Source organism: Stenotrophomonas sp. SrG (assembly GCF_050031795.1).
GTDB classification, from domain to species: Bacteria; Pseudomonadota; Gammaproteobacteria; order Xanthomonadales; family Xanthomonadaceae; genus Stenotrophomonas; species Stenotrophomonas rhizophila_A.
On the sequence record NZ_JBNBBE010000008.1, the window covers coordinates 43,813 to 68,203 of the forward strand.

Genomic DNA, 24,391 nt, shown 5'->3' on the forward strand with positions numbered 1-24,391 from the left:
TTGCCCGAAAAAACCCACCCAGGCAGCCCCACGCTGCGGAAGCACAAGGAGCCAAAGATGTTGAACGAACGCCATCGCCATCGCCGCATCCCCGCTACACCCTTGTCCGTCGCGCTGGGGCTTGCCCTGGCCGTCACCGGTCCGGCGTTTGCCCAGGACGACGACACCGCCGTTGATGCCAAGGCAAAAGCCAGCGCCACCGAACTGGCGCGCGTGCAGGTCACCGGGTCCAACATCCGCCGCAGTGATGTGGAAACCTCCTCGCCGGTGCAGGTGATCAGCAAGCAGGACATCGAGAACATGGGCGCGCGCACGCTCCTGCAGGTGCTCGACAACCTGCCCGCCGCCCGCCCGGGCCAGCAGGATTCGCGCTCGCTGTTCACCGGTTCCGACGGCGCTTCGCAGGCGAACCTGCGCGGCCTCGGCGCGCAGGGCACGCTGGTGCTGCTCAACGGCCGGCGGCTGTCGTACTACGGAGCGCCGGCCGGCTTCCAGACCCAGTTCGTCAACATCGACGCCATTCCGGCCGCTGCCATCGAACGCATGGAAGTGCTGACCGACGGCGCCTCGGCCGTGTACGGCACCGACGCGGTGGCCGGCGTGATCAACGTGATCACCAAACGCTCCTACCAGGGCGCGGAGATCAACATCACCGCCGACAAGTCCTCGCGCATCGATTCCTACGGCGAGCAGCAGGGCAGCATCACCGCCGGCTTCGGTGATCTGGACGAAGACCGCTACAACGTTTATGCCTCGGTGAACCTGTATCGCCGCAACGCGATTCCCATCAGCGACTTCTACGACAAGCGGCCCAGCCAGTTCTACGTCAACAACCCCAATTACATCAGCAACTTCCGCCTGGGCGTCGGCAGCCGACCGGGTGAGTTCAACCCGGGCACCTACTTCGCGTTTGATCCGGTGACCAACGCGCGCCGCCAGGAAGCGGCGCCCGGCTGCACCACTCCCATCACCCAGGCCGCCGGCACGAGCTGCGCGTGGGAACAATGGATGAACCGCGAAGTCGACGCGGGTGCAAAGACCGAGCGCGCCACGGCGTACATCAGCTCGCACTTCCTGATCGGCGACAGCACCGAAGCCTTCGCCGAGGTCACCTACACCGACATCGACCTGACTGCCAACGGTGGTACGCCCTCTGCCTACAACACCACGACCGGCAATCCGTCCAGCTGGTACTCGCGCAACACCGGCAACGTGGTCAACCAGTTCCGCACGCCGTATCTGGGACCGAACAACGTCTACAACCTGGCCAGCCCGGAACTGAAGGCGCTCATGGGCGGCGTGGTGGGCCTGAACTACCTGATGCAGGATGTAGGCGATGGCCACTTCGGCCAGCGCAACACCGACCAGAGCTACCGGGTGCTGGCCGGCCTGCGCGGTGCCCTGGGCGACGACTGGAACTGGGAAACCGCGTTCGCCACCGCCGGAAGCCATTCGGTCACCTACCAGACCGTCAACGTGAACCTGGAAGGCTTTGAGCGCGCGTTCGGCCCGTACACCATCGACCCGGGCACCGGGCGGGTGATCATCTCCGACAATCCGGCCTACCAGTTCGGCGTCATCAGTGACGCCAACGCCAAGCTGATCCGCGAGGCATACCCCACCTTCGACATCCAGTCGTGGACGCGCCTGCATACGTTGGACGGCAAGATCGAAGGCCCGCTCTTCAGCATGCCGGCCGGCGACGTGCGCGCCGCGTTCGGCTTCAATGCCACCCGCGAAACCTTCTACACCCCGGGCAACGAAGACGCCGCCAACGGCCTGATCACCCAGCAGGGTGGCTCGTGGTTCGATGGCAAGCGCAACACCTACGCGCTGTTCGCCGAAGCCGTGGCCCCGCTCACCGACAAGCTGGAACTGGATGCCGCGCTGCGCGTGGACAAGTACCCGAACTTCAGCGCCAACCTGGCCCCGAAGATCGGCCTGAAGTACCAGGTGCTGCCGCAGCTGTTGCTGCGCGGCACCTATTCCGAAGGCTTCCGGGCGCCCAGCCTGGCCGAAGCGGGTACCGGCGGCGTATTCGCCCAGCTCGGTGGCTTTGAAGACGACATCCGCTGCGATGAGACCAATGCCATCGCCAACCTGCTGCGCCAGTCCAACCGCCCGGGGGACGTGGACCTGGGCAACTCGCTGCTCAACGCCGACTGCAGCCGTACCGTGGCGCGCATGACCCAGCCCAATCCGGACCTGAAGCCGGAGAAGGCCAAGATCTCCACGCTGGGTTTCGTGTACGAGCCGGCGAGCTGGATGTCGATCTCGGCCGACTATTGGTTCATCTACCGCCGCAACGAGATCGCCGCGCCGGACTACAGCAAGGAACAGGACATCCTGTCGATGACCCGCAACCCGATCAGCGACTCCGATCGGGCGGCCGAGGCTGTGCTTGCGCAGATGTGCGCCGACCCGGCCAGCGGCGTGAGCTGCCCGGGCGCGTTGCCCGGCTACAGCGTGGGCAACGTGGCCGCCGTGGTGGGCCAGTACAAGAACCAGGGCCGCACCCTGGTGGACGGTTTCGACATCGACGCGCGCGGTCGCTTCATGCTCGGTGAGTGGGGCGCGCTGAACATTGGCGTGGCCGCCACCATCGCGCGGCGCAAGGAAGCCTACATCGACGACACCGATCGCTGGTACTACGGCAACACCATCGGTTACTACGGCAACCCGCGCATGCGTGCCACGTTCAACGCCGACTGGTCCTACAAGCAGGTCACCACCAGCTTCTTCGTCAACTATGTGGGCGGCACCAAGTGGGCGTGGGACCGCGTCGATGCCGAAGACAACAACCCGGACACCTGCACCGCCGGCTCGCTGCCGGTGAACCCGGCCCAGTGCGATGGCGTGCCGTCGTGGTGGACCGCCAACCTGAGCGTGGGCTGGCGCCCGGATGACCACTGGAGCCTGGGCTTCACGGTCAAGAACCTGTTCAACCGCCTGCCGTTCTACGACCCGAACAGTTTCCTGGGTGACTCCAGTGACTATGCCAGCATCTTCGGCCGCAGCTACAGTCTGCAGGTCGGCTACAAGTTCTGATTGTTCCAGCGCGCCGGTCCCGGCCGGCGCGCTTCCAAAGGGAGTAACGTTCCATGAAGCGTAGGGAATTCATTGCCGCCGGTGCGGCCCTGGCCGCCACCAGCCTGCTGCCGGAAACGCCGGCCTGGGCACGCGGGCGCACGCTGCGCCTGGGCCTGATTGGCACCGGCATGCGCGGGCAGGTGCTGCTGAAGGAGCTGGTCCGCCGCGACGACGTTGAAGTGGTCGCGCTGTGCGACATTGAACCGATCATGCTCAAGCGCGGCATGGACATGGTGGCCAAGGCCGGCAGGAAGGCGCCTACCGCCTACGGCCAGGACGGCGACCGCAATGCGTGGAAGCGCCTGCTCGAACAGCGCGGCCTGGATGGCGTGATCATCGCCACGCCGTGGGAGTATCACGCCCCGATGGCGATTGCCGCCTTGCAGGCCAAAATCGCAGTGGGTTGTGAAGTGGTCGCCGGCATCACCCTGCAGGACCACTGGGACGTACTCAAGACCCAGCTCTCCACGGGCACCCCGTACATGCTGCTGGAGAACGTCTGCTATCGCCGCGACGTGATGGCGACCCTGCAGATGGTGCGCAACGGCCTGTTCGGTGAACTGGTGCACCTGCAGGCCGGCTACCAGCACGACCTGCGCGGGGTGAAGTTCAACTCCGGCGATCCCGCCCAGCCGTATGACAGCGGCGTGGAATTCGGCCCGCATGCGTGGTCCGAAGCGCGCTGGCGCACCCAGCATTCGGTGGACCGCAACGGCGAGCTGTACCCCAGCCACGGCATCGGCCCGTGCGCCATGTATACCGGCATCAACCGCGGCAACCGTTTCACCCATATCAACGCGTTCGCCAGCAAGGCGCGCGGCCTGCACGAATACACCGTGGCCAAGAGTGGCGGCACCACCCACCCCAGCACCAAGGTGAACTTCAAACTGGGTGACATCGTCACCACCACGCTGGCGTGCGAGAACGGCGAAACCATCCTGCTGCAGCACGACACCTCGTTGCCGCGCCCGTACTCGATGGGCTTCCGCGTGCAGGGCACCAAGGGGTTGTGGATGGACGTGAACCAGTCCATCCACATCGAAGGCCGCAGCCCGCCGCACAAGTGGGAAGCGTTCAAGGCCTACCAGGACCAGTACGAACACCCGCTGTGGAAGCAGCACGCCGACACCGCAGCCAGCGCGGGCCACGGCGGCATGGACTGGTTCGTGATCCACGCCTTCGTCGAAGCCCTGAAGGCCAAGGCCCCGATGCCGATCGACATCTACGACGCCATCACCTGGAGCGCGATTACCCCGCTGTCGGAGCAGTCCATCGCCAACAGCTTCCAGACCCTGGAGTTCCCGGACTTCACCGCAGGCCTGTGGAAGCAGCGCAAGCCGATCTTTGCGTTCGACGGGACGTATTGACCCAACGCGTGGCCTAGTGCGTGGAACGAACCGGCGTCAGGCGCCCAAGGGGCGCCCGCAGATGCGGCACTTTGAAGATGCTGCCGGGGGCGGCGTCCTCCGCCTTGCGCATCATCTCGGGCCACCATTCAAGCAGGCGCGCAGCGGAATGGTAGAGATCAAGCGTGTTCCAGCCTTTGGAAAGCACGAAGACGATCAACCCCAGATGCTGGATGGCGTCGCGCTCTTTCGTGCGCCGATGGTGCTGATCCAGGGTGACGTGGACCCGGACGCCTTGTTCCACCGCGATGTGGAACAACGCGATATCCGACGTTCCAGCATCGACGAAGTCCCGCACATGAACCACCTCGTGGTCATGCTCGCGCGCGACAGGGTCTATCGATCTGGCCAGGGAAGAGGGGAGATTCTCGTCGATCTGTGCTTTCAAGACGCGATCTGCCGCTCGTAAGACACTGCCACATGCACGGCGGCCTCCGGAATCTCGTAGATCCGGGCGACATGTCGGGCGTTGCTGCCCCTTGGCCTGAGTGAATCCACGATCGCAGCGGTGGGCACCCCGAAGCGGGTCAGAATGGGTTGTCCGAACCTGCGGTCAGGATCCAGCACGACCTCGCGCGAGCCGTGCACCGGGAACCATCGCGCTGCCATGTCATCCATCCCGAGCTCGACACCTGAGCGGAGCGAGGGGGCAATGACGCGCTTCATCACGTCCTGGCGCCTGGCGACATCCACCAGCGAACTGCCCCCGCTCTCGCCCAGCAGTTCCATGAAGATGCGGCGACCATCGGTCTTGAAGCGGGTACTGGTAAAGGGGTACTGCACGCCCAGACGTTCACGCAGTTCGTCAATCGTGTGGCGGATCACTTTCAACGGAACGCCGGTGGCGGCAAACGTCTGGATGAAGCGCGCTTCGATCAGGTCGCGGAATCCGAGGCCATCGATACCTATCTCTGCCAGCTGGGACGTCCACAGGGGTGCATGGGCGGGTTGGCCGTCATGGCGTGGGCCGTAGCCCTTCAGCCATCGTCGCAGCTGCGCGGGCTTGCCCCCGATGAAGCGGGCGGCGTCTGCATACGAGTACAGGCCGATGCCAAAGCCAAGGGATTCCAGTGATTGCGCGGCGATACCCACGGTAAAGATCCTTCCTGAAACAACCGACGTCCAGCCGATCCTACGCCGGGACATCGGGTAGCAAGTGCGACGCCCGGCTACCTTCGCATATGAAGACAGCGCCTATGACCGAAAACGGGTGCGCCGTCATGGAATGCGGGGGAAGATGGTGCGCCCGGAGGGATTCGAACCCCCGACCAATGGCTTCGGAAGCCACTACTCTATCCGGCTGAGCTACGGGCGCATCTTGAAGAACCGCCGCACCACCGGCGGGCCGGGGCGGGCATCGCAGCGCCATGAGGCGGTGCGGGACGGGCATTCTATCCGTAAACGCGGCGCAGGTCTGCCCCCTTGGACGAAACAGCGCTTCCGGCGCCGGGGAAGGGGCCTTGGCGGTATCCTTTGCGCATGGCTTACGAACGTTTTGACGCCCCCGCGGGCGCACCGCCCTCGCGCTGGGGCCAGTACTGGAAACTGATGCGCGCCGATCGCCCGATCGGCACCCTGCTGCTGCTGTGGCCCACCTGGTGGGCGCTGTGGCTGGCCGCCGGCGGGCTGCCGCCGCTGTGGATCCTGTTCGTGTTCACCGCCGGGGTATGGCTGACGCGTTCGGCCGGCTGTGTGATCAACGACTACGCCGACCGCTGGCTGGACCCGCACGTGAAGCGCACCAAGGACCGCCCGCTGGCCAGTGGCCGGGTGTCCGGCCGCGAGGCGCTGCTGCTGTTCGCCGGGCTGATGCTGGTCGCCTTCGCACTGGTGCTGACCCTGAACGCGCTGACCATCGGCATGAGCTTCATCGGCATCTTCCTGGCCGCCAGCTACCCCTACCTCAAGCGCTACACCCACCTGCCGCAGGTGTACCTGGGCATGGCCTTCGGCTGGGGCATTCCGATGGCGTTCGCCGCCATCCAGGGCGAAGTGCCGGTGATCGGCTGGCTGCTGTATGGCGCCAACATCCTCTGGTCCACCGCGTACGACACCTGGTACGCCATGGTCGATCGCGACGACGACCTGAAGATGGGCTCGCATTCCACCGCCATCCTGTTCGGGGATCTGGACCTGGTGATCCAGGGAATCCTGTACACGCTGTTCCTCGGCACGATGGCGCTGGTGGGCGTGCGCGGCGGGCTGGGTCTTTACTACTGGTTGGGCGTGGCGGTGGCTGCCGGGCTGATTGCCTACGAATTCTGGATCGCGCGAAAGCGTGAGCGCGACCCCTGCTTCAAGGCGTTCCTGCACAACAACTGGGTGGGCGCGGCGTTGTTTGCGGGTATTGCGGCGGCACTGGCGCTGGGTTGAGCTGCCGGGTCGCCCGACCAACGGTCGGGCGCTACCCGATCCGTGCGCGCTGGCGCCTGGCCGGTAGGTCACGACCGTTGGTCTTGACGCCGCGGTCCGGCCGCGTTCGTGACATCGGGTTGCTACCAATAGGTGACTGACAGCCTTGTCCCCCTCCTGCACACTGCCCCCCAATGAACCTGGGAGGGTAGGGCATGGCGAGCAACGCAGCGGCGGCACCACGCGACGGCTGGATGGCACGCGCAGCGCTGCGGTCGGCGGCCTGGGCGGAAAAATGGTTCCCCGACGCGTATGTGTTCGCGGTGCTCGGCGTGGTGATCGTGGCAGTGGCCGCCATGGGCTTCGGCGCCACCCCGCAGGCCACCGCCAAAGCGTTCGGCGACGGCTTCTGGAGCCTGATTCCCTTCACCATGCAGATGGCCTTCGTGGTCATCGGCGGGTATGCCGTGGCCACCGCCCCGGTGGTGGCGCGCTTCATCGAACTGCTGGCGCGGGTGCCGCGCACCGGCCGGGGCGCAGTGGTGTACGTGGGCCTGATCAGCATGCTGGCCTCGCTGCTCAGCTGGGGCTTTTCGCTGGTGTTCGGCGGGCTGCTGGTACGTGCACTGGCGCGCCGCCAGGAACTGCAGATGGATTACCGCGCCGCCGGCGCCTCGGCCTACCTGGGCCTGGGCGCCGTGTGGGCGATGGGCCTGAGCTCCTCGGCCGCCCAGCTGCAGGCCAACCCGGCCAGCATGCCGCCCGGCCTGGTGGAAATCACCGGGGTGCTGCCTTTCACCGAAACCATCTTCCTGTGGCAGTCCATCGCGCTTACCGCCGCGTTGATCCTGGTCTCGCTGCTGATCGCGTGGCTGACCGCCCCCGGTCCAGCCACCGCACGCACCGCCAGCGATTTCGCCGGGGCCGCGCAGGCCGAACCGGAACCGCTGCCGCCGCGCACGCGCGCCGGCGAATGGCTGGAGTACAGCCCGCTGTTGACCGTGCTGCTGTCGCTGCTGGCCTTCGGCTGGTTGTTCAGCGAATTCGCCAGCAAGCCGGTGGTGACCGCCATCGCCAACCTCAACACCTACAACTTCCTGTTCATTTCGCTGGGCCTGCTGCTGCACTGGCGGCCGCGCAGCTTCCTCAACGCGGTAGCCAAGGCCGTGCCCAGCACCACCGGTGTGCTGATCCAGTTCCCGCTGTACGGCGGCATCGCGATGATCCTCACCCATGCCGTTGGCAGTGGGGGAGAAACGCTGGCGCATCGGCTCTCCACCGTGTTCGTGCACATCGCCACCACCGACACCTTCGCGCTGGTGATGGGCATCTATTCGGCGGTGCTGGGCTTCTTCGTGCCCTCCGGTGGCGGCAAGTGGATCATCGAAGCGCCCTACGTGATGCAGGCGGCCAATGAACTGCATGCGCACCTGGGCTGGGCGGTGCAGGTCTACAACGCCGCCGAAGCCCTGCCGAACCTGATCAACCCGTTCTGGATGCTGCCGTTGCTGGGCGTGCTGGGGCTGAAGGCGCGGGATATCGTAGGCTTCACTTTCATCCAGTTGCTGGTGCACATCCCGCTGGTGCTGGGCCTGCTGTGGCTGCTTGGCATGACCCTGACCTACGTGCCGCCTGTCATGCCGTGACACGGCCAATGCGGTCCGCACAGCACCACCGCGTGGACCACGGCCGCCAGCTGCGGGTCCCGCAGGTGGCCGCGCAGCATCTGTTCCAGCCGGTCCCGAACATACGCGTCGAACTGGTGCAGCGGTTGTTGCTGCCCGATAGCGACCAACGCGTCGATCCGGCGACCCAGCTGCTCGTACATTTCTGTGTTCAGCGTGGTGTCGAACAGGCTGCGCAGCACCAACAGGCCGCGCGAGGACGGTGCGTCCGTGTCACGGGTCTGCGGTGGGTTCTCCAGCGCAGGCTCCAGCGCCTGCAACGCGGCAAACCGCGCCTGTGCGGTGCCGAAATCCACCAGCACCTGGCGCAAGGTGGTGCGGCCACGTTCCACGGCATCAGCGTCCAGCCCACCTGCCTCCAGGCGCTGGCGCAGGCGGGTGTACAGCTGGTTGGCGCTCTGCGCCGCCGTTGGTTCGACCGGCTCGATCGGACCCAGCAGCTGGTAATCGATCGGCTGCTCACACACCTGCGCGGCCTGCTCGCGCGCCCAGTGGCGCACCCTTCGGTCTTCGGCGTTGAAGCGGTCGTCCTCCAGTGCCAGCCGGCTCACCGCATCGCGTAGTAACGAGAACCGGTGCAGCAGGGCGCGGTACTGTCCGCCCAGCAACGATGGTTTGCCGGTCAGCGCGGTCTCGGCCGAGATGGCCACCTGCAGCCGCTGCCCGAATGCAGTGACCCGGCCATGCAGCAGGTCGCGCCGGTGCCGGTGTAGGTCGATGTCATCACCATGCGGGCCGATGTCCCAGTCGGGCACGAGGTAATCACGACAGGCGTGGAAGTCCTCGGCGCCATCGGCCGGCAGCAGGCTGTGCAGGCGTTGGCGCTGTATGCCCAATGCCGGATGATTGTCCTGCACCGGCAACGGCAGCCACTCGGGTGGCGCTGCCGCCGGGCGGTCGTCGGAGTGGAAATCCACCAGCATGGCGGTGCGCTTGTCGGGATGCGGCGCGTTGATCATGCCCACCGCGCGCAGCCGCTCCGGTGCAGTGAGGGCGCGATCCACATACAGCACGGCCCATCGCGCATCCTGGGTTGCCGGCAGCTCACCATGCACGATCACCAGTTCCACCTCCGGCGGGATGCGCTCCGAGCCGCGGTCCATGGGCAGGCCGCGGTTGTCGAAGCCCGCCACATGGGTCTTCAACCGCCCATCCACCGCGAGCGCGCGCTGGTAGCCCAACGCCTGGTGGACCGTTCTCACCAGAAGCGCGGCGCGCAGACCGCGTTCCGCCAGCCGGACCAGATCGTGGAAATGCTGGCTGATGGCGGTGGCGACCTGGGCCACGCGTCGGGAGGGCGAATCGCCCTCGGGCTTCGGGCCGACGTCGCGCCATGCCTGCACCACCACGCCATCGGCGACGGCATGCTCGGGCGGATACTCGTACAGCCTCGGGCCAGGGTCCAGACCGGGCACCGGTGCGGCAACCGGTGCGGCCACCAGCGTCAGCCAGGTCGCCTGCGGCAGGCAACGGCGCAGACGACGCAGAAGGACGGGATCGCTGTCCCAGAAATCGGCATCCACCAGCAGCACGATGTCGTCGTCGGTGGCGGCCATTTCATCATCGGCGCCGGGCAGCCTGGTCCTGCGCGCCCAACCACGCAGGATGCGCAGCGGCACCTCATGCAGCGAGGGCCCCCTGCCGGCCAGGAACTCGGTGAGCTGGTCAGCAGGCAGTGGACCAGGCCGCTGGCGCCGGTCCTCGGGGGGCGGTGTGAGCCGGGTCAGTGGCTGCAGCACGCGAATCGGCCTGAACGCCGCATCGGCCCGCATGGCCTGCAACAGCCACTGCCGCGTCCGCTGCAGCCCGCTGCCGGTTGCCAGGCACAGCTGGCCGCCGGTACGACGGTCGCTGGCGTCGCGGGTGCTTAGTGCCTGCAGCGCGCACTGCACCGCAAAGAACTGGTGGGACCGGACCAGACAGCGTCGGCCACTTCGGCCCTCTCGCAGGAAATGCCGTATCAGCTGCAGGAACCGGGGCGGCGACAGCACGCCATGCAGCAGTTCGGCATGCGTGGCCCACGGTGGGTCCAGCGGGACATCGGAGAAGGGCAACGCGGTATCGCGCAGCTGGGTCTGCGCGGCCGGGCTCCAGCCATGCTCCCGCCATTTCACCCACGCATGTGAAGGGGTGCCGACAGCGGCATGGCGGCCGCCACGACGGTCCAGGCTCAGCAGCAGCTGCGCGTGCTGCACCGGAGGATTGATCGGCATGCTGCCCAGGCCGCGCAACAGGTGCCGGATACCATCCTCCACGGTTCCCCATCGCTTGTACGCATCGCGCTCCACGCAGGCCAGCACCACCAGGGGAATGCCGTTGACGTAACCGACCAGCTCGCGAACATGGCCGTCGGACGGATCTCCGGGCGCTGCCAACCGCAGGTCGGTACGCATCGCGTCAGCCACATCCCAATGGTTGCGTTGCACATGCTCCCAATCGATCAACGGAACCGGGACCGAGATCCGGCGCCCGTTGGGCAATTCCAGTTCGGTATGAACGCCGTGGACCAGCAGCCGGTGCACAGCGCTGCTCGACGCTACCCAATCCAGGCTGTGGCAGCACGTTTCGGCCTCGGCAATGATCCGGTCGAATGAAGTGGGCGAAAGCGCCACGCGCTCGCCTTCCCACTCGTACCGATAGCGACGCAGCCACGGCAGCAGCCGCTTCTCCAGCAATGCGCTGTGATGTTCGCCGCGTAACGCCGCCACCGCACCCTCATCCAGAGGGTTCCAGCCCAGCCGCCGCAGCCAACCCAGTACGGAATCGCGCACACCGAACCTGCTGTGGGGGGTGTTCATGCGCGCCCTCCATGTTGTGAACCGAAGACAAGCACGCAGAGAGCGTCGAATTTCTGGCGAATGATGTTCATGGCACCAGTCTGGACGAACGAATGCTGCCGTTGCTGTGTGCATCATTCCGTTTCATGCGTTCGGCGAGCGCAGCGCGTAACGCATTCTCGATGCATATTCCAATCGAGATAGCTTCGGTCAATTGATGAGACGTTGACGCGGCGGCTTCAGGTCAGATCCGACAGTTCACGCTCCAGCGCGTCCAGCTCGGCATTCAACGCCGCCTGGAGGGCCACGAACCGCGCGGACAGCTCGGCGCGCTGCGCACGCAATGTCGCAAGATCCGCAGCGGGGCAGCGGGCCACCGGCTGCACATAGCGGGCAACACTCAGGTTGCCGCCATTGCGGGCCAGCTCCTCGGAAATGGCCAGATACGCCACGCCGGGTACGGTTCTGCGCTCGCTGCAAAGGCGGTGCAGGGTGCGCGCCGCCTGATCACCAAGCCGCGGACCGCGCTTCCCACGCGTCGCAAGACCGCGCGCATCGACAAACAGCACGGCGTCATGCTGGCGCACCTTGCGCAACACCAGCAAGGCGGTCGCAACTGACGCACCGGCGAACAGCCGGTCAGGCAGGCCGATCACCATGTCCACCAGGTTCGCGTCCAACCAGCACTGCCGGATGCGCGCTTCCTCGCCATCGCGGAACAGCACGCCATGCGGCACCACGATCGCCATGCGCCCACGCACCGGCTCCAACGTAGCCAGCATGTGCTGGATCAGCGCGGTATGCGCCCACTGCCGGGACGGAACGCCCTGCAGGAAGCGGAAGTAGGGATCGTGGCTGGCCTGCGCTGGCGCCCACTTCAGCGAAAGCGGCGGGCACGCCAGTGCCACATGGAAGCGCTGCAGCTCGCCGTCCTGCAGCAGCGGTTCCTCCAGCGGGTCGCGGACATGGAGGCGCGGGGTATCCGAGCCCTGCAGCAGCAGGCGCAGCCGGGCCACCGCGCATTGCATGGCATCCGGCTCCTGGCCATACAGTGGGTAGCGGGCCGGGCCTGCCGGGCCAATCGCACTTTCCGCATCGCGCATCCAGCTGGCGGCTGCCCGCAGGACGGCCCCCTGCCGGCAGCTGGGATCGTAGACCGCCTCATCCACGCAGGGGTGGGTGAGCGCAGCCATCAGCCAACTCACTCCTGCGGGCACCTGCGCGGGAAGCAGGGCGTCCACCGCGTCGCCAACGTCCGGACGGGGTACCCCGCGCTGCTGGCGGAAGTCCAATGCCGGCAGTGCAAGCCGCTCCAGCACCTGCAGCAGCACGGCATCGCGCACCAGCGGGTCGTCGGGCAGCGCATCTTCCAGCTTCAACGTCGGGAACAGGCCACCCAGCTTGCGCGGATTGGCCAGGGTGAACACCCGCAGCGCGTTCATCACCCTCAGGCCATTGCCTTCCGCATGACGCTGCCGGAACAGCGTGTCGAAGCGGGCCTGGAGCGGAACGCTGTAAGGCACGCAGCGCGGCGGCTCGCCCGGCGAGTACGGAATGTCCGGGTTGCCGTAGTACGTGGCGTCGCTGGCCACTTTCAGCAACAGCAACGAGAGAACCAGGAAGGTATCGGCGTCGGGCCGTTTGCCCCCATCGAGCGCGTCGCGGGCGTGGACGAGGGCGGCGAGCGTGGCGGGAACGTTGCACGCCATCACCCTGGCCGCTCGTCCAGGATGTGCGCCGCATAACGGGCGACCTCCTGGTGCCTTGCGGCGATCATCTGCTCGCAGTGAAGCTTCTCAAGCTGCGCTGCCCGCGCGATGGACACGATGCGTTGCTGGAGGAGCAGGGGCGGCAGCTGCACGCGCAACTCCTCGATGGCTGCCTTGCGGAGGCTCTGCTGACGTGATCCCGCAGATTGCCGGCGCAGGTACTCCTGTGCGCCTTCCTGGTTGAGCTGCCACGCGAGGAAGGCGGGCATGATCCGTTCGTGGTCGCTCACACGGATGACATACAGGTGGGGGCTGCAGACCGTGTCGGCGGGTGGGTTGCACAGCAGAACCGCGAGTGGATGGGCCCCGCGTGCGGCGAGCAGGACGTCGCCTTCCTGGACCCAGTCCGGCGCCTTGCGCGGGTGCAGCCGCGTACGCAGCAGATCGCACGGATCGTGCACGCCCGATGCGCTGAGGTTCTTCAACTGGATCACGCGGACCGGCCCATCGGGGAAGGCGGTGATTGCACCCCGGAACGGATGTCCCTGGCGGATGTTGGCGATGTCCGAGAGCTTCGCACTGCGTCGAGAGTTGTTCATGCAACGGACCATGCGCGGACGGAATTCGAACGTCAAATGAGCGTTTCTCACCATTCGGAATGGTGCAGCGGGAGCCCCGGAAAGTGATACCTGCACCGCAAACTTCGAGAGGCACAGCGTTTGATTCCACGCATATGGGTAGGCCGGATCAATCGCGAAAAACAGGTTGCGCAAATCATCGCGTCTTGGGTCGTCGCAACGGCCCACATTCATCGTGCTGACTACGCTTTCCTCCACGTCGGGAATATCAGGATTCCGTCTTCGCATAAGCAACGTGGTGGCGGCAGAAAGCGTTGAAATACAAGCGGATTCCCGCAGTCCACGCGCGTGGATTGACAATTCTGTCTGCAAATTGCCACATGGTCTTAACGAGCCCCTGCACACGATTGCCTCGACCGCGGCATACCGCTCGCGGCATCCGGAGACCCGTCATGGCCCAGCAGCGCAATCAGAGTTCCCAGAACCAGCGTGGTGAGCAGCAGGAGCGCGGACGCGACCAGCAGCAGCAACAGCAGCAGGAGCAGCAGCAGCGCAACCAGAATCAGCAGCAGGGCTGGAAGGACGAGGAAGAGTGACGGCTGGCTGTACTGCCGAACCATGAGGGCCCCGCTTCGGCGGGGCCTTTCTATTGCGCGTCAGCGAGTGCAGCGCCGGCCATCAGTTCATCCTCCACCGCGGAGAACCGCTGCAGGTCGAACGTATCCAGCCGCATCGCCTGCGCGGCCGTGGAGAACGCCAGCGTCGCCAGCACCCGCTCGGGATGCTGTGCCCACGGGGGTACATAACGTGGCGCTGCAATCAGCCCACTCTCCCGGTAGGGCGCCAAGGTCACCAGGTCACCCAGGTCCACCCGCCCACAGAACAGCAGCCGCAGCGTATCGCCCCGGTTCTCATGCAGGGCGCGCTTGATGAAGGCGGTCACCAGCAGCAGCCCTTCCAGGTAGGCGCCATCCTTGGTGAAGCACACCCGCCCGCGTACATCGCCGCCCCGGAAGATGCGGGCCGCACTGCGGTAGCTGTCCACCTCTGATTGCCCGGCAGCGAGGAACGCGCGGAACACCTCGATGAAGTCCGCGCCCTCCAGGGCTTCCTGCAACCGCACCACCCGCAATGCCAGCCGGCGCAGGCGGTTGATGTCCATCGCCCCGGTGATGATCTCCGAGAACGTGGCCAGCCCCTCCTGCGTGCGCGTGGTGCGGGGCGCACCCGCGCCCAGGCAGCGCAGCCACGGCTGGTGCTTGCCGTTGAGCAGGGTGGCCGAGTGGATGAAGGCCTCGTGCTCGACCAGCTGGTCCAGATCCAGCTGCGAGAACAACGCATCGGCGCGCAGGCGGATCACCTTGCTGCCGGCGGCGGCCTTGGAGGCCAGCTCGGTATCCAGCACTACTTTCACTTCGTCGTCGGTGAAGAACGGCTCGATGCGCTGGCGCAGCAGCAGGGAAAAGTCCGGCGCTGGAATGTCGTACTGGATGCGCGGCACGTACTGCGAGCCGATCAGCTGGTCGGTGATGGCCAGCATCTGCGCGGCCGACTGCGCGGTGGTGGTGGTCTGCGAGCGGTACTGGGTGCTGGGCTGGCCGTACAGCAGCGTGGAGCACGCGGTGAAGCGCGGGTTGCCGATGTTGGCCAGCATGCTGGCGGCCACGCGGTAGCTCCACGCGGTGCGGTACAGCCAGTCGCCCACGGGATGGCCCCGGTCCAGGTGCTGCAGGATGTCGTCCAGCGCCGCAATGGTGTCGGTGTGGTCAACCGGCTGGGTCGGCGGGGCCGGCATCTCCGGCGCTCCGGCGCGCCAGGAGGCGAGGAAGCGGGTTTCCATCTCGATCGGCCACGCCAGCCCGGACAGCACGCGGATCCTGTTGCCGAGCTTGGCCAGCCGCGCATCCGCTTCCAGTAAAGGCGCAAGCGCAGGGTCCGCCTGGGTTGGGTCGGGGCAGGAGGGGGACGTGACCTTTTCCACGGCGGTACCCTGGCTTGAGCACCCTCCCACTGTGTTGGGAGCGGGCTGCCCCGGCAACCGCGCTTCTACCTGCCGGAAGGCAGCAAATGTACTGGGCGCAGGTGAATGGGGCGATCAGGGGCTGGCGCGTGCGCGCGCAGGTGCCAGCCCTGCGCCGGGTCGTTCAGCGCGCCCATCGCCACGTCGCCCATCGTCACCACGATGCCCCGTGCGTTGGGTAGCACCTTTTCCTCCGGAAACCAGCGGCGGGTGGCATCCACCACGATCAGCAGGCCCTCGTCATCGCCCAGCGCAGCGAAGTGCGGCACGGGGGGGCTGAGGTAGCCCAGCCCGAATGCCGCTTCGGCGCGGGCACACAGCGCGGCCACGTCGGCCGTGGGCAGCCCGACCTCGCTCACGCAGGTCAGCTCGCTGCCGTGGAACGCCCCGACCCGCCCGGATGCAGGCAGCCGGCGCCGCCCGATCAGTTCCAGGATCAGCCCATCGGGGCCATCGAAGTAGATGGATTCCGACTCCCAGCGACCGCCGAAGGTGAAGTGCGCCTCGCCCTTGGCATTGCGCTGCAGCGGTGTGCGCGCCAGCAGCCAGGCGGTGGCGGCCTCGAAACGATCGGCCGGCACGTTGAAGGCCAGATGCACGCCGCCGATCGGGTCGCTGCCTGCCGGGCGCAGTTGCACGCCGGTCCAGCCGATCCGCACCACGTCGTCCTGCACCGGTAGCTGCAGCACTTCTGCGAAGTAGGCGCCCACCTGTGCAACGTCGGAAACGGGAAGCTGGAGCGTATGGATGCGCATGGAACCAGGCACCGAAAGGAGGAGGTGATGTCAAAAGGCTGACATCGCCGGCTGGGAGAATGGATCCTTGGCCCTTACAATGTGATGAGCTTCACGTTAACTACGTGCGTTTCATCACGCATGTCGTCACCGCCCGGGTCCGTGGGCGGGATGTGAACGCCATGGCATTGGCGCGCCGCTATGCTACGCCCCCCGGCGTAGTGTGATGCGCGCCACGACACGAATCAGGAGGATCCGTTGTCCCATCATCGTCCCATGACGCTGCTCGCCCTGTCGCTGAGCATCCTGCTGGCCGCGTGCAAGCCCGACGCCGCCCCGACCGCTCCGGCGGATGCCGCCGCACCCGTCGCCGCAGCACCTGCTGCCGCCCCGGCCGCCGCACCCGCCACTGCCGAGCCCACCGCAGCGGCCACTGCCGCCGATGCCTCCGCTACCTGCGAACTGGCCGACTTCGATGCGTTCCTGCCGGAGTTCGGCAGGAAGATCGCCCTGCAGGAGAAGTCGGTAGCCGACCCGCTGTTGAGCGAACGCTACGACACCGAAGGGCAGGGCGAGCCCACCCTGGTCAGCGAGAAGGTCCCGCTCAGCGAGGTCACCTGGCCGGTCATGCCCAATCCCTCGGGCCTGAAGGCCGTGGGCCGCGAGATGCAGGTAACCAAAGAGGCCGATGGCAGCATGAAGGTGCTGATCCGCACGCCCGATACCAGCAACCAGCAGTCGTACTACTTCGCCCAGCGCCCGTGCTGGCAGCTGGTGCGCATGGCCGATGAGTCGATCTGATCCAGGGAGCGGGTGATGTCCACACTGCGTTTCGTTCCGACTGCCGCACTGGTGCTGTTGATGGCCGCGTGCAATGCACCCACCGGGGAGGGCGGCACCGCCGCCACTCCGGAAACCGCCTCCGCGCCTGCGGTCGCAGCGGCGACTACCCCTTCACCCACACCGCAGGAAGAGAAAGGCATGCACAAGGAATGCCCAGGTGCCACGCTGCACCTGACCGCGTTGCCGACCAAGGACGGCGACACCACCCGCACCCGCCTGGAGATCGAGAAGGACGGCCAGCGCCGTACCATCGAGACCCCGGCAGAGCTGGGTGATTACACCGCTGTTGGCCTGGCCTGCGCTGAAGACAAGCAGGGCGCTTCGTATTTCGTGGTGCAGTACGGCGAACTGCCGTTCGGCTGCGCGTTCTGCGAATGGTTCACGCTGTACGACGCCGATGGCAGGCAGCTGACCCACAACACCCCGCCCCTGCGCGGCGAAGCCGATGCGCAGTCGCCCAACAACGACGAGTATTCGCAGCTGATCGCCAAGCTCGGCATCACTCACCCGGAGGTGGACTACATCGAAGACTGAGCAGTACATCGACAAGACGTCGATGCGCATTGCCCGGACACGATGTCCGGTAGGTACCGACCGCTGGTCGATACACCCCTTTAAGGAAAGCCCCTTTCTCATAGAATGGATAGCACAGACATGCCTGATGACATCTACACCAACATGGTGCAGCCGCCTGGCGCGGCATACCGCAGCAACCAGATTGAATCGTGGAGCCACTACCGCGAACCGATCGACGAAAGCCGCGCGCTGCACGGCCAATCGCGCCGCTGGGGCGATGCTTCCCCCGAAGTACAGTCGCGCGTAATCGACTCGCTGATCGAGTCCTCGCGCGAAGCCGGCCTGACCCCGCGCGAAACCGCGTATGTGCTGGCCATCGCCCGCGTCGAATCCGGCTTCAACCCGGATGCCGCCGCCGGCACCACCTCGGCCTCCGGCCTGGGCCAGTTCATCGACCGCACCGGCAAGCACTACGGCCTGAACAACGCCAACCGCTTCGACGTTGACGCGCAGTCCGACGCGCTGGTGGCGCACTTCGTCGACAACCGCAACCTGGCACGCGACCGTGGCCAGGGCGAAGACTACATCTACAAGTACCACCACGATGGCCCGACCAAGGACTACGGCGGCCTCGGCCTGTCGCAGCGCAAGGTCGCGCCGCACCTGGATGAGTACGAACAGTTCGTCAACCAGCGCCTGAGCCAGACCCAGGCGCAGGCACCGGCCCAGCAGCATGCCGTTGCGGGCGCCGCCGCTGCCGTGGCCGGCGCTGCTGCGGTGGGCGCCGCCGCCACCCAGGTGCGCTCCTACGAGCACACCATGCAGGTGATGCTGCCGCCGCAGAACGGGGTCAAGCCGCACATCACCGGCCACTTCGGTGAGCACCGTGGCGAGAAGAGCCATGGCGGCAGCGACTTCAACTACGTCGGTGGCCAGACCGGCCGCAACCTGCAGCACCCGACCATCCACGCGCCGATCGCCGGCACCGTGACCTCGGTAGGCGGCAAGTACGGCACGGTGATGATCCAGGACGCGCAGGGCAACTCGCACCAGATCCTGCACATGCAGGACACCAAGGTGAAGGTCGGGCAGCACGTGGAGCCGGGCGATCCGATCGGCACCATGGGCGGCCGCGGCCCGCAGGGCGCCAACCAGTACGCCCAGCACGTGCACTACCAGATGAAGGATCCGGCCGGGAAGCTGATCAACCCGGAGACCTACTGGAACAAGGGCATCCAGCAGGAAGCAGGCAAGCACGGGCATGCGCACGACCATGACCACGCGCCGGCCGGCACCCTGCGCAAGGGCGACCGCAGCGATGAAGTGACCAAGCTGCAGGAAGAGCTGAACCGCCTGGGCGTGCGCGATGCCAACGGCAACCGCCTGTCCGAAGACGGCAAGTTCGGCGACAACACCCGCGAAGCGGTGCAGGCCTTCCAGAAGCAGCAGGGCCTGAAGGACGACGGCATCGTGGGCCGGGAGACCTTCGGCAAGCTGGCCGCCAGCCAGGCGCAGGGCGCGGAAACCCGCACCGCCACCGGCCCGCAGCTGGGCGAGAAGGGCCACGCGGACACGCCGCTGCACAACGCGATCCGTGGCCAGCTGCCGGCCGCCATCTCCAACGAAGCCGCGGCCAACGTCACCCTGCAGGCCAAGCAGGCCGGCATTGATTCGCCGGAGAAGCTGCAGAGCGTGACCGTGCAGGATGGCAAGGCGTTCGTGATGGGCACCACTCCGGGCTACCGCACCGCGGTGGACCTGAGCGAGGCGCCGTCGCTGGAGCACACCAACGCCCAGCTGCAGAGCAACAACGCCAGCCAGCAGCAACAGGTGCAGGAAGAGCAGCAGAAGGTGGCGATGGGCCGCTGAGCCCGCCGTCGATCTGCGCAACAGCGTGTGTGGTATGGAGGCCAGCCGGGGCAACCCGGCTGGCCTTTTCTTTGCCGGGGCGCCCCTGGCTTAAACTACCCTGCGGCTGCATCGCAGCGTTTCTGGCAGTGAACGAGGTTGATCAAGATGGAGATGGGACGCCGCCAGCCGGCTATTGAACTGGTGGCCATCGATATGGATGGCACGCTGCTGGACCCGGCGCACAAGCTCACCCCGCGCGTGAAGCAGGCCATTGCCCGCGCACGGGCGCAGGGCGTGCGGATCGTGTTGACCAGCGGACGCCCGGTGTCCGGCCTTGCCCCGTTCCTGGAGGAACTGGCCATCAATGGCGCGGACGACTACTGCATCGCCTGCAATGGCGGGCTGGTCACCCGCGTTGCCACCGGCGAGGTGGTGGTGGAATACCCGCTCAGCTTCGCTGATTTCCTGTTCTGCGAGCAGGTGGCGCGCGAGCTGGGCGTGCACTTCCAAGCGCTGGATGGCGAACGGCTGTACACGCCCAACCGCGACATCAGCATCTACACCGTGGCCGATTCGCACCTGTCACGCGTGCCGTTGTCCTATCGCAGCGTGGAAGAAATGGACCCGGCGATGTCCTTCATCAAACTGATGATGGTCGACGAACCGCAGATCCTGGACGCTGTCATCCCGCGCCTGCCAGCGGCGCTGACCGAACGCTTCGCCGTGCTCAAGAGCGCGGCGTTCTTCCTCGAAGTGTTCGACCACCGCGCTGGCAAGGGCCCAAGCCTGCAGAAGCTGGCCGAACACCTGGGCATCGACCGCATGCAGGTGATGGCCATCGGCGACCAGGAAAACGACCTGACCATGCTTCAGTACGCCGGCACCAGCGTGGCGATGGGCAACGCGGTGGACATCGTCAAGGCCACCGCCCTGCATCAGACCGCCACCAATTCCGAAGACGGTGTGGCCCTGGCCATCGAGCGTTTCGTGCTAGGGGATCAAGCGCCGCGCGCACCATTACCCTGCTGCGCAACATAAGCCTCCCACAGCGCGGCCAGGTCTTCGCCGGTGTGCGCCTTCCACAACGCCGGCGTATAGGTGCCCTTGCGCAGCGCCGCATCCAGCGCCTTCACCAACCCCGGGTGCCCGGCTTCGCTCCACTTCAGGAACGCACCGGTAACGCGGTAGCCGGTGTCCACCTTGTGCTCCGGCTTGACCTGCGAAGGCAGCGCCCAGCCGCCGGCGGCGTTGTCCACGCCGTAATGGTCGCGGGCATAGTCGGCGATGCCCTCTACCAACCAGGAAGGCGCCTGTTCGCTGGCATAGCCCGGGTAGCCCTGCACGATGTGCATGGCCTCATGGGTTACCAAGTCGGTGTCGTTGGGATGTTTCTCCAACCAGCGCGGGTTGATGGTGATGGTGGCCGACTTCTCCTTCTCCCCTACATACGCAACCCCGTCGTACGACGGGTCCATGACGATACGCACGCTGGACGGCGCAGCGGGATGGTAATCGCGGCGTTCGCGCGGATACGTGGCGAAGAAGGTGGCGATGATGCGGTCGCGCACGGCAGCAACCGTTGATCCGCTCTGGTCCTGGTAGGTCAGGGTGACGCCATCGCGCGTCTGCTGGATATCCGCAGCGTGTGCGGCGGGAAACGCGAGGGTTGCAGCAACGACAGGGACGATCAGGCAACGGCGCAGACGCATACGCGGCACTCCAGGACGTGATGGGCAACCGCGCTGATCCTGCAACACGGCCACGGCCGCACGCAAGTGCCATTTCGTTCGATCTAAGCGCTTGGAAATGGTTTCATTTCAAATTGTTGACAATTCATTTAGATCGATCTAGAAAAGCTGCACCCCACGCCCCACGGAAGCCCCTGCACCCCCAACTCTCCTGCGCCGATGCGGTGCCGGGAGACCTTGTACTGGAGATCTGCAAGATGAAGCGCACGTTGCTGTCGTTGCTGGTGTCATCCGTACTGCTCCACCCCCTGGCCGCACAGGCCCAGGCGTCCCCCTCCGACGAAGAAGGCGCCACGCCGGCCACCCGTCAGCTGGATACGGTGAACGTGACCGGCTCGCTGATTCCCCGCGCGCAGATCGAAGGGCCTTCGCCGGTGACCACCATCACGGCCGAGGAAATCGAGGCACAGGGCTTCACCACGGTGTTCGATGCGCTGCGCTCGCTGCCGATGGCCAACGGCTCGGTGCAGGACTCGCAGGGCACCGGCTTCTACACCCCGGGCGCAAAGACCGTCAGCCTGTTCGGACTGGACCCGAGCTACACGCTTACCCTGCTCAACGGGCGGCCGCTCAACAGCTATCCGCTTGCCTACAACGGCAACACCAGCATCGTGGACATCGCCAACATTCCGCTGGGCATGGTGGAACGCATCGATGTGCTCACCGGTGGGCAGTCATCGGTTTACGGCTCGTCGGCCGTGGCGGGCGTGATCAACATCGTGCTGAAGGACAAGGTGGAAGGCACCCACTTCCGCTACCGTGCTGGCGGCTACAGCGATGGCGGCGGCTCCAGCCAGCGCTTCATCTTCAGCAGCGGCCATTCCTTCGGCAACCTGGACCTCAGCTACGGGCTGGAATACACCAAGCAGAAGCCCATCTTCGCCTCCGACCGCAGCTACATCGACAGCGTCAACGACAGCCCGACCGGGCCGCAGGACCCCTCGCGCACCTTCCTGCGCATGCAGATGTCCCCCAACGGCTACATCGACCCCGGCCAGGCCACCTGCGCTCCGCTGTCCTACCTGTTCGGTGGCAGCACCACCTACGCGCATCGCAACGCGGCCGGCACCGGCTACTACTGCGGCAGCCCCGACAACGTCGGCACCGCAACGCTCTACAACAAGAGCGAGGACGTCAACGCCACCACCTTCCTGCGCTACCACCTCAGCGAAACCACCGAGCTGTACTCGGACATCCTCTTCAGCTTCGGCCGGCCCACCTATTCCGGCGGCAGCCCGTTCTGGAACAAGACCTTCTACAACCAGACCACCGGCAACTACGAGCAGTGGCAGCGCATCTACGCGCCCGAAGAAGTCGGCATGGACGCGAAAGACCAGCGCGTCTATACCCGCTCGTGGAACATCACCGCCGGTGCACGCGGCGGGCTGGGCGACACCGGCTTCGACTACGACGTGTATGTGAACCGCTCCAGCACCGACGTCACCCGCAAGTCCACCGATTTCCTGGCCAGGGGCGGTATTGACGATTACTACCTTGGCCCGCAGCTGGGCACGGTCAACGGCTACGAAGCCTATGCGCCGAACCTGGACGTGCTGTACCAGCCCCTCACGCGCGCACAGTACGACCAGTTCAGCGGCACCAACCGCGCCGCGTCTTCGGCGTCGCGTACCGGTGTGACCGCGCTGGTGACCAATACGTCGTTGTTCGGCCTGCCGGCCGGCGACGTCGGCTTTGCGATGATCCTGCAGGGCACCCGCGAGAAGTTCTTCAACCAGTCGGCCGATCCCAATGCCGCCGTGCTGTTCCGTGGCCAGACCGCAGGGACCTCGGCCGAAGGCCAGCGTGACCTGTATGCGGTGGGCGCAGAACTGCAGGTGCCGATCTTCGACACGCTCAGCGCCAACCTGTCGGGACGCTACGACAAGTACTCCCTGCAGGGCGGCGGTGGCAACGGCAAGGCGACCTGGAAGCTCGGCCTGGAATATCGCCCGATCGATTCCCTGCTGCTGCGCGGCAGCTATGCCACCGCCTTCCGCTCGCCGGACATGTTCTACCTGTATTCGCGCGAGAGCAGCGGCTACACCACCAACGTGGACACCTTCCTGTGCCGCAGCGCAGGCTACACCTCCGAAAACTTCGACGAGTGCCCGCAGGCATCGCTGTCGGTGCTGTCCTCCAGCACCGGCAACCGCGACCTCAAGGACATCACGGCGGAAACCTTCACCTACGGCGTGGTCTGGTCGGCGCTGGACAATGCCCTGAACCTGTCGCTGGACTACAACTCGGTGAAGATCGAGAACGAAGTGTCCATCCTGGGCACCGACAGCATCCTCGCCACCGAGGCCAACTGCCGCCTGGGGACGTCCGAGAATGGCGATGTGGCATTCGACATCAACTCGCCAACCTGTCGCCAGGTCCTGGCCCAGGTACAGCGCCTGCCGGCCACCGACCCGCTCAATCCCAACGGCGTATCCAAGGTCTTCTCCTATCCGATCAACCTGGCCAAGCAGCGCCAGACCGGCATCCAGGCATCGGGCGACTACCGCTGGAGCGCCGGGCGCGCAGGTGATTTCGGGGTGACCGCAGGCTACTACCGGCCGCTGAAGCACGAACTGCAGCAGCAGGAAGGCGACCCGGTCTACGACATGCTCTGCTGTGGTTATTCCAATGAGCTGCAGTACCGCGCAACGCTGGGCGTGAACTGGAACATCGGCGCCTTCAGCACCAACGTGTACGGCGTGCGCAACGCGCGGACCTGGAATGCCACCGGCGAGGAACGCAACATCGGCCCGTGGACGACCTGGAACGCCACGCTCAACTACCGCATCAACAAGCTGGCCAGCGTGCTGCTGACCGCCAACAACCTCACCAACGAGCGGCCGCCGGTGGACGGCACCAACGGCAACTGGCCGTACTACGACCAGGGCGTCTACAACGCCTTCGGCCGTTCGATGTTCGTCGAGCTGTCGCTGGACTTCCAGTAAGCAGGACCGGATCCAACCCTGCCGCCAGGGCATCGCGACGGCACACGCCCCGCGCGCCTCGGCGGTAGGGTTGGTTCCCAAACAACCGCCGACAACGGCGCAACCCCCGGTAACGCATGGCCAGCAACGGAGCAGAA

General features: G+C 66.1%; 18 protein-coding genes and 1 tRNA gene. 10 read left to right on the top strand and 9 right to left on the bottom strand.

Annotated elements, in window-relative coordinates; all coding sequences use genetic code 11:
* Positions 1-57 precede the first annotated feature (57 nt).
* Positions 58-3,048, top strand: coding sequence for a TonB-dependent receptor domain-containing protein (locus ACQG3P_RS09480; RefSeq protein ID WP_426804894.1), 2,991 nt, complete (start codon positions 58-60; stop codon positions 3,046-3,048).
* A 53-nt stretch (positions 3,049-3,101) separates the two neighbouring features.
* A complete protein-coding gene (locus tag ACQG3P_RS09485) occupies positions 3,102-4,457 on the top strand; it encodes a Gfo/Idh/MocA family protein (RefSeq protein ID WP_426804895.1) in 1,356 nt (451 codons plus the stop codon).
* A 13-nt stretch (positions 4,458-4,470) separates the two neighbouring features.
* Here ACQG3P_RS09485 and ACQG3P_RS09490 read toward each other — a convergent pair whose 3' ends face one another.
* The 3 genes from ACQG3P_RS09490 to ACQG3P_RS09500 form a co-directional block, all read right to left on the bottom strand.
* Positions 4,471-4,884, bottom strand: a complete 414-nt coding sequence (locus tag ACQG3P_RS09490) for a DUF5615 family PIN-like protein (RefSeq protein WP_426804896.1) — start codon at positions 4,882-4,884, stop codon at positions 4,471-4,473.
* Complete coding sequence (locus tag ACQG3P_RS09495; protein ID WP_426804897.1) at positions 4,881-5,588, bottom strand: DUF433 domain-containing protein; 708 nt, start codon at positions 5,586-5,588, stop codon at positions 4,881-4,883. Before ACQG3P_RS09495 ends, ACQG3P_RS09490 begins: the two co-directional genes overlap by 4 nt.
* Positions 5,589-5,734: 146 nt before the next feature.
* Positions 5,735-5,811 (bottom strand) — tRNA-Arg (locus tag ACQG3P_RS09500).
* Between the two features lie 164 nt (positions 5,812-5,975).
* On the opposite strand from ACQG3P_RS09500, the gene ubiA reads away from it, so the two are divergent.
* Both ubiA and ACQG3P_RS09510 read left to right on the top strand, forming a co-directional pair.
* Positions 5,976-6,869, top strand: coding sequence for a 4-hydroxybenzoate octaprenyltransferase (ubiA, locus tag ACQG3P_RS09505; RefSeq protein WP_093532716.1), 894 nt, complete (start codon positions 5,976-5,978; stop codon positions 6,867-6,869).
* Between the two features lie 194 nt (positions 6,870-7,063).
* Positions 7,064-8,494: a short-chain fatty acid transporter gene (locus ACQG3P_RS09510; RefSeq protein WP_426804898.1), complete on the top strand. Its 1,431-nt coding sequence runs from the start codon at positions 7,064-7,066 to the stop codon at positions 8,492-8,494.
* Here ACQG3P_RS09510 and ACQG3P_RS09515 read toward each other — a convergent pair.
* From ACQG3P_RS09515 to ACQG3P_RS09525, 3 genes are all read right to left on the bottom strand, one after another.
* Entirely contained in the window at positions 8,470-11,331 is a 2,862-nt protein-coding gene (locus ACQG3P_RS09515) for a type I restriction endonuclease (protein ID WP_426804899.1), read from the bottom strand. The two genes, ACQG3P_RS09510 and ACQG3P_RS09515, sit on opposite strands and share 25 nt — an antisense overlap.
* Positions 11,332-11,549: 218 nt before the next feature.
* Positions 11,550-13,019, bottom strand: a complete 1,470-nt coding sequence (locus ACQG3P_RS09520) for an N-6 DNA methylase (protein ID WP_426804900.1) — start codon at positions 13,017-13,019, stop codon at positions 11,550-11,552.
* Entirely contained in the window at positions 13,019-13,654 is a 636-nt protein-coding gene (locus ACQG3P_RS09525) for a restriction endonuclease subunit S (RefSeq protein ID WP_426804901.1), read from the bottom strand. The genes ACQG3P_RS09520 and ACQG3P_RS09525 overlap by 1 nt, the downstream gene beginning before the upstream one ends.
* Before the next feature lie 395 nt (positions 13,655-14,049).
* On the opposite strand from ACQG3P_RS09525, the gene ACQG3P_RS09530 reads away from it, so the two are divergent.
* Entirely contained in the window at positions 14,050-14,193 is a 144-nt protein-coding gene (locus ACQG3P_RS09530; protein WP_167693310.1) for a hypothetical protein, read from the top strand.
* Between the two features lie 50 nt (positions 14,194-14,243).
* Here the strand turns inward: ACQG3P_RS09530 and ACQG3P_RS09535 are convergent, their stop codons facing one another.
* Positions 14,244-15,578, bottom strand: coding sequence for a flavohemoglobin expression-modulating QEGLA motif protein (locus tag ACQG3P_RS09535; protein WP_426804902.1), 1,335 nt, complete (start codon positions 15,576-15,578; stop codon positions 14,244-14,246).
* Positions 15,579-15,643: 65 nt separating this feature from the next.
* Positions 15,644-16,372, bottom strand: a complete 729-nt coding sequence (locus tag ACQG3P_RS09540) for a VOC family protein (protein WP_426804903.1) — start codon at positions 16,370-16,372, stop codon at positions 15,644-15,646.
* Positions 16,373-16,627: 255 nt separating this feature from the next.
* Between ACQG3P_RS09540 and ACQG3P_RS09545 the strand changes: the two genes are divergently transcribed.
* The 4 genes from ACQG3P_RS09545 to yidA all read left to right on the top strand — a co-directional run bounded on the left by ACQG3P_RS09545 (position 16,628) and on the right by yidA (position 20,599).
* Entirely contained in the window at positions 16,628-17,152 is a 525-nt protein-coding gene (locus ACQG3P_RS09545) for a hypothetical protein (protein ID WP_426804904.1), read from the top strand.
* Positions 17,153-17,167: 15 nt separating this feature from the next.
* Positions 17,168-17,728, top strand: a complete 561-nt coding sequence (locus ACQG3P_RS09550) for a hypothetical protein (RefSeq protein WP_426804905.1) — start codon at positions 17,168-17,170, stop codon at positions 17,726-17,728.
* A 120-nt stretch (positions 17,729-17,848) separates the two neighbouring features.
* The gene (locus ACQG3P_RS09555) at positions 17,849-19,579 is read left to right on the top strand and encodes a peptidoglycan-binding protein (protein ID WP_426804906.1); all 1,731 of its coding nucleotides are present in this window, start codon (positions 17,849-17,851) and stop codon (positions 19,577-19,579) included.
* Positions 19,580-19,726: 147 nt separating this feature from the next.
* A complete protein-coding gene (yidA, locus tag ACQG3P_RS09560) occupies positions 19,727-20,599 on the top strand; it encodes a sugar-phosphatase (RefSeq protein WP_426804907.1) in 873 nt (290 codons plus the stop codon).
* Here yidA and ACQG3P_RS09565 read toward each other — a convergent pair.
* Positions 20,560-21,270: a basic secretory protein-like protein gene (locus ACQG3P_RS09565; protein WP_426804908.1), complete on the bottom strand. Its 711-nt coding sequence runs from the start codon at positions 21,268-21,270 to the stop codon at positions 20,560-20,562. The genes yidA and ACQG3P_RS09565 overlap by 40 nt on opposite strands.
* Before the next feature lie 236 nt (positions 21,271-21,506).
* On the opposite strand from ACQG3P_RS09565, the gene ACQG3P_RS09570 reads away from it, so the two are divergent.
* On the top strand, positions 21,507-24,254 hold the full coding sequence (locus ACQG3P_RS09570; RefSeq protein ID WP_426804909.1) for a TonB-dependent receptor plug domain-containing protein: 2,748 nt from the start codon (positions 21,507-21,509) through the stop codon (positions 24,252-24,254).
* Positions 24,255-24,391: the final 137 nt, after the last annotated feature.

Excerpts from the sequence above, each read along its gene's own strand:
- ACQG3P_RS09480 (WP_426804894.1), top strand. The coding sequence starts at position 58 with ATGTTGAACGAACGCCATCGCCATCGCCGCATCCCCGCTACACCCTTG.
- ACQG3P_RS09485 (WP_426804895.1), top strand. The coding sequence starts at position 3,102 with ATGAAGCGTAGGGAATTCATTGCCGCCGGTGCGGCCCTGGCCGCCACC.
- ubiA (WP_093532716.1), top strand. The coding sequence starts at position 5,976 with ATGGCTTACGAACGTTTTGACGCCCCCGCGGGCGCACCGCCCTCGCGC.
- ACQG3P_RS09510 (WP_426804898.1), top strand. The coding sequence starts at position 7,064 with ATGGCGAGCAACGCAGCGGCGGCACCACGCGACGGCTGGATGGCACGC.
- ACQG3P_RS09515 (WP_426804899.1), bottom strand. The coding sequence starts at position 11,331 with ATGAACACCCCCCACAGCAGGTTCGGTGTGCGCGATTCCGTACTGGGT.
- ACQG3P_RS09520 (WP_426804900.1), bottom strand. The coding sequence starts at position 13,019 with ATGGCGTGCAACGTTCCCGCCACGCTCGCCGCCCTCGTCCACGCCCGC.
- ACQG3P_RS09530 (WP_167693310.1), top strand. The coding sequence starts at position 14,050 with ATGGCCCAGCAGCGCAATCAGAGTTCCCAGAACCAGCGTGGTGAGCAG.
- ACQG3P_RS09540 (WP_426804903.1), bottom strand. The coding sequence starts at position 16,372 with ATGCGCATCCATACGCTCCAGCTTCCCGTTTCCGACGTTGCACAGGTG.
- ACQG3P_RS09545 (WP_426804904.1), top strand. The coding sequence starts at position 16,628 with ATGACGCTGCTCGCCCTGTCGCTGAGCATCCTGCTGGCCGCGTGCAAG.
- ACQG3P_RS09550 (WP_426804905.1), top strand. The coding sequence starts at position 17,168 with ATGTCCACACTGCGTTTCGTTCCGACTGCCGCACTGGTGCTGTTGATG.
- ACQG3P_RS09555 (WP_426804906.1), top strand. The coding sequence starts at position 17,849 with ATGCCTGATGACATCTACACCAACATGGTGCAGCCGCCTGGCGCGGCA.
- yidA (WP_426804907.1), top strand. The coding sequence starts at position 19,727 with ATGGAGATGGGACGCCGCCAGCCGGCTATTGAACTGGTGGCCATCGAT.
- ACQG3P_RS09565 (WP_426804908.1), bottom strand. The coding sequence starts at position 21,270 with ATGCGTCTGCGCCGTTGCCTGATCGTCCCTGTCGTTGCTGCAACCCTC.
- ACQG3P_RS09570 (WP_426804909.1), top strand. The coding sequence starts at position 21,507 with ATGAAGCGCACGTTGCTGTCGTTGCTGGTGTCATCCGTACTGCTCCAC.